The 4,028-nt window shown below is 70.0% G+C and carries 5 protein-coding genes; 2 read left to right on the top strand and 3 right to left on the bottom strand.

All coding sequences use genetic code 11. The annotated features are described in order from the left end of the window. Positions 1-131: 131 nt before the first annotated feature. The gene (locus AOK03_RS26910) at positions 132-899 is read right to left on the bottom strand and encodes a methyltransferase domain-containing protein (protein WP_244177766.1); all 768 of its coding nucleotides are present in this window, start codon (positions 897-899) and stop codon (positions 132-134) included. Between the two features lie 267 nt (positions 900-1,166). Beyond that, on the bottom strand, positions 1,167-1,565 hold the full coding sequence (locus AOK03_RS26905; protein ID WP_055567934.1) for an ATP-binding protein: 399 nt from the start codon (positions 1,563-1,565) through the stop codon (positions 1,167-1,169). Positions 1,566-1,720: 155 nt separating this feature from the next. On the opposite strand from AOK03_RS26905, the gene AOK03_RS26900 reads away from it, so the two are divergent. Both AOK03_RS26900 and AOK03_RS26895 read left to right on the top strand, forming a co-directional pair. Further along, positions 1,721-2,263, top strand: coding sequence for a GntR family transcriptional regulator (locus AOK03_RS26900; protein ID WP_055567933.1), 543 nt, complete (start codon positions 1,721-1,723; stop codon positions 2,261-2,263). Next, complete coding sequence (locus AOK03_RS26895) at positions 2,260-3,039, top strand: GntR family transcriptional regulator (protein WP_055567932.1); 780 nt, start codon at positions 2,260-2,262, stop codon at positions 3,037-3,039. The genes AOK03_RS26900 and AOK03_RS26895 overlap by 4 nt, the downstream gene beginning before the upstream one ends. Positions 3,040-3,072: 33 nt before the next feature. Here the strand turns inward: AOK03_RS26895 and AOK03_RS26890 are convergent. Next, positions 3,073-4,028: hypothetical protein (locus AOK03_RS26890; protein WP_055567935.1), on the bottom strand; the 956-nt coding region annotated here is incomplete at its 5' end.

The raw sequence follows: 4,028 nt of genomic DNA, 5'->3' as shown, positions 1-4,028 counted from the left end.
GCCTCACCCAGCACCCAGCGGTCACCCCCTCGGCGCCGCCCGCCCACCACCAGCAACTCCGCTACGAGATCAACATCAGTTGACCGCGCCCAACAGCGGAACGGTGTTGACCGCTCACGGTCACGCCCAGGTCAGCCGCTGCCCCGCCGGACCGACATGCAGCCGCATACGGTCGGCCGGTGGGCACCCGTCCGACCGTCCGGCTCCAACGTGAGCCGCTGTGCACCCGGCACGGCGAACTGCGCCACGAACCGGGCCGTCCAGTCTCGAGCACGTCCGAGCGGGGGCGGAAGGTGAGGTCGGGCGAGCATGAACGAGACCTGCCCGCCGAGAACCGGTCCGCTTGCCGTGCCGTCGTCGGCGACCGTGAGCCGTACGAGTTCGGATGCCTGCATCCACCCGCCGACGGTGACCAGAACCTCGCCTCCGGGCCGGGTCTGCGCCAACCAGTCGGCGGGCACGGTGTGGACACCGCACGTGGCGATCACGCGGTCACAGGGGCGACCCTGCTCATGCCCCGCCAGCCCGTCCCCGGCCACACGCGCAGGCCAGTACCCGGTGCCCGCAAGCGCGATACCGGCACGCGCCGACACCTCCGCGTCGACCTCGACCGTGGTGACGCCGTCCTCGCCGACGACATGGCAGAGCAGAGCGGTCGAACAGCCCGCACCCGTGCCGACCTCCAGGACGCGCGCACCCTCCGTCACCCGCAGACTTTCCAGCATCCGCACGACGAGGCTCGGCAGGGTGGACGACGAAGAGGGTGCGGCGGCGACCCGTCCCTCGACCTGGTCGGCGAGGACGCTCCCGGCCACCTGCGTCACGAGGGTGTCGTCCTCGTAGATCCGTGCCGACCTGGCGGCGGATCCCCGGCCGCCGGGGCCACCGGCCGGTACCATCCTCCGTCTACCTGCTCGAACCATCCCCGCGCGTGGAACACCTCACGCGGCACGGACAGCACGGCGGCTCTCCATCCGGGATCGCGCAGGGCTCCCGACGCAGACAGCCTCCGCACGAGGTCCGCTCTCGACTGCTCCGACAGCGCAGCGTCAGCCATGGTGGCTCGCTCCCTTCTCCAGCAGGTCGGCGACCGCGGTCGTGACCGACAGTCCCGCCGCAGGTCCGTCGCCACCTGCTCGTGCCCGGTCCACGCCTCTACCACTCCCTCAGACAGCAAGGCCGACCTTGAAGACGAGCCACACGGTCTTCCCCGAGACATGCGCCGTGACACCGAAGTCGTCGCTCAGAGTCGTCGCGAGGAGAAGCCCTCGCCCGCCCTCCTCATCCGCATCAACAGCGGCACACGGCACCTCCGGTCGCCCACTCCCGCTGTCACGGACTTCGATCCGGACGATCGCGTCGTCAGCGATGATCCGCAGACAGAACTCCCGCCCAGGAAGGGCGCCGTGCAGCACAGCGTTCGTGGCAAGTTCGGAAACGCAGAGCCGGATGTCGTCTTGCCGGACCGTTATGCCCCACTCGTCGAGGGTCTCGACAGCGAAGGCACGCGCGGCACCCACAGATCTGCCGTCGCGGGAGAATCGTCGTTGCCGTGACAGAGGCACGGTGAACCACCGCCTAGTTCCTGGGCTGTACGATTGCCGGGAAAGTACCGCTATTCGCGAAAAGCAGCAAGGTTAGGCCAGGGTGACCACGCCAAGTAATTCGCTTAACGTGTAAAGCGGCAAGGTTGCCCACCACCGGCCCTCAGGAGGACACCGTGAGCGACAGCACGTGGGTCAGCACCTCAATGCCGTACCTGAGCCCCCGAGGCAAGGGGCAGTCCGATGCCTGGGCCGAGGAGGCGGCCGCCCATGGCGGCAGGGGCACCCAGCGCATCGCACACGCCGGCGAGGTCCCCGCACCGGACGACGTCGCAGAACTCCTCCACGTCAGCCCCGGAACCCCCGTCGTCGTACGCCGCCGCATCATCGAACTCGACGGCGAACCGTGCGAATTGACGGACACCTACTACCCCGCCGCCATCGCCCGCGGCACGCCCCTCGCCGAGACGGGCAAGATCCGCGGCGGCGCAGTGACGCTCCTCGCCGGACTCGGCCACATCGGCGTGCGCGTCCAAGAGGACGTGACCGCCCGTATGCCCGACACCGACGAGCGCGCGGCCCTCCACCTTGAACCGACCGAGCCGGTCCTCCGGCTCAACAGGGTCACGCTGGACGCCGAAGACCGTCCCATCCAGGCCGACATGATGGTCATGCCCGCCCACCGCCAGCAGCTCCGTTACGAGATCAGGATCGGATGACCGTGCCCCACACCGACAACGGCATCGACGACCGCCGGTCCCTGCATGAGCGGATCGCCGCCGATCTCCGCGACGAGATCATGAGCGGCGACCTCGCACCGGGATCGAAGCTGCCTTCGACCCATCAGCTGAAGGAGCGGTTCGAGGCGTCCAACGCGACCATCCAGAAGGCGCTCCAGCTCCTCAAGGAGGAGGGGCTCGTCGTCGGACGAGCCGGAGCTGCGGTCACTGTGCGCGAACACCGCCAGCGGACCATGCGCCCGGCGTCCTACATGTCACCGGCCGCTCCGGGCGAGCCCTACCGCTGGCTCACCGAGGCCACCAGGTACGGAGCGGCAGCGCACAGCACCTTGTTGGAGGTCGCGGAGGTCCGGCCTCCGGCAGATGTCTCGGCAGCCCTTGGCCTCGCCGTGGACGAGACCGCGCTGCTCCGGCAGCAGATCCTCACCATCGATGACGAACCAGTCGAACTGGTCAAGTCCTACTACCCGTTGGGCATCGCCCGAGGCACCGCCATCACGAAGAAGCGGAAGATCAAGGGCGGCACCCCTGCCCTCCTCTCCGGACTCGGCTTCCCACCCCGCCTCAGCGTCGACCGCGTGTCAGCGCGGGTCCCGACCCAGGAACAGTTCCAGGCCTTGCGACTCCCCAGCGACCTCCCCGTGCTCCGCACCCTGCGCGTAGTACACAGCGACGGCGACCTCCCGATCGAAGTCACTGTCATGGTCAAAGCCGGTCATCTCTACGAGATGCAGTACGAGTTCACACCGGAGTAGCCAGGGACCCGGGACCCCCGGCCCGCCAACGCCTCAGCCCACCACCTCATAAAGAACCTGCCCCTTGGGCCCCGTGCCCGCCCGCCGCAGCGCCGAGTCGTCGGCCCGCAGCCCACCGTCCCCGGGGTACTCCACGACCCACCGCACCCCGTACCTGCGCAGGATGTCCAGCCGTTCCGCCCGCGGCGTCCCCGCCGCGAAGTAGTCGCGCACCGCGGCTACCCGCTCCTCCTGGTCCGGGAGGAAGAAGTCCGGGTAGCCGGGGGCCACCGTGTAGGGGCCGTACGCCGGGATCTGGCGGGAGGGGAACGTCTTCGCCATCACCACGTCGCCGTACTCCACCTTCGGGGCGAGCCAGTTGTAGCCGGGCCACGGGGGCTTGTACTTGGCGGCGACCCGCGCCGGCAACGCATCGCGCGGCACCGCGTAGCCGAGCGTGCCCGCCTGCGTCCACGCGCCGACGAGCAGCGCCACGCCCAGCAGCCCCGCGAAGGCGCGGCGCATCCCGGCCCGTCCCAGCTCGAAGACTTCGAGGGCCGCCGCCAGTTGGGCCGGGATCAGGGCCGCGGGCAGCACCCTGCCCCACGAGTAGTGGCCGGTCAGGCCGCCCGCCGCGAACATGGCGACGCCAAGGGCGAAGAAGAGCACGAGCGGATCACGGCGGTCCCGGCTCCGACGCAGTGCCAGTGCCACCACGCCCGGCAGGGCCAGGCCGAAGTGCGGGAGGAGGTGCCGGTAGAGCGAGCGGTGGATCTGCTCCAGGCCCCCCGCTCCGAAGAGGTCGAAGAAGGAGTAGTAGGGCCAGACCGCCAGCACGGCGATCCCCAGCGCCAGTCCCCCGCCCAGCCGCACCAGCACCGCCCGCGACGGCCACGGCCGCGCCCCGAGCACCATCGCGAGACCGCCGCACGACGCGACGACACCCGTGAACTGGTGGCTGAGGAGAATGACCGACCAGAGCAGGCCCAGGCCCAGGCACACCCCCCACC

The sequence above is a fragment of the Streptomyces atriruber genome (assembly GCF_001418325.1).
Lineage (GTDB): Bacteria > Actinomycetota > Actinomycetes > Streptomycetales > Streptomycetaceae > Streptomyces > Streptomyces atriruber.
This window is presented reverse-complemented; position numbering and strand designations above follow the sequence as displayed.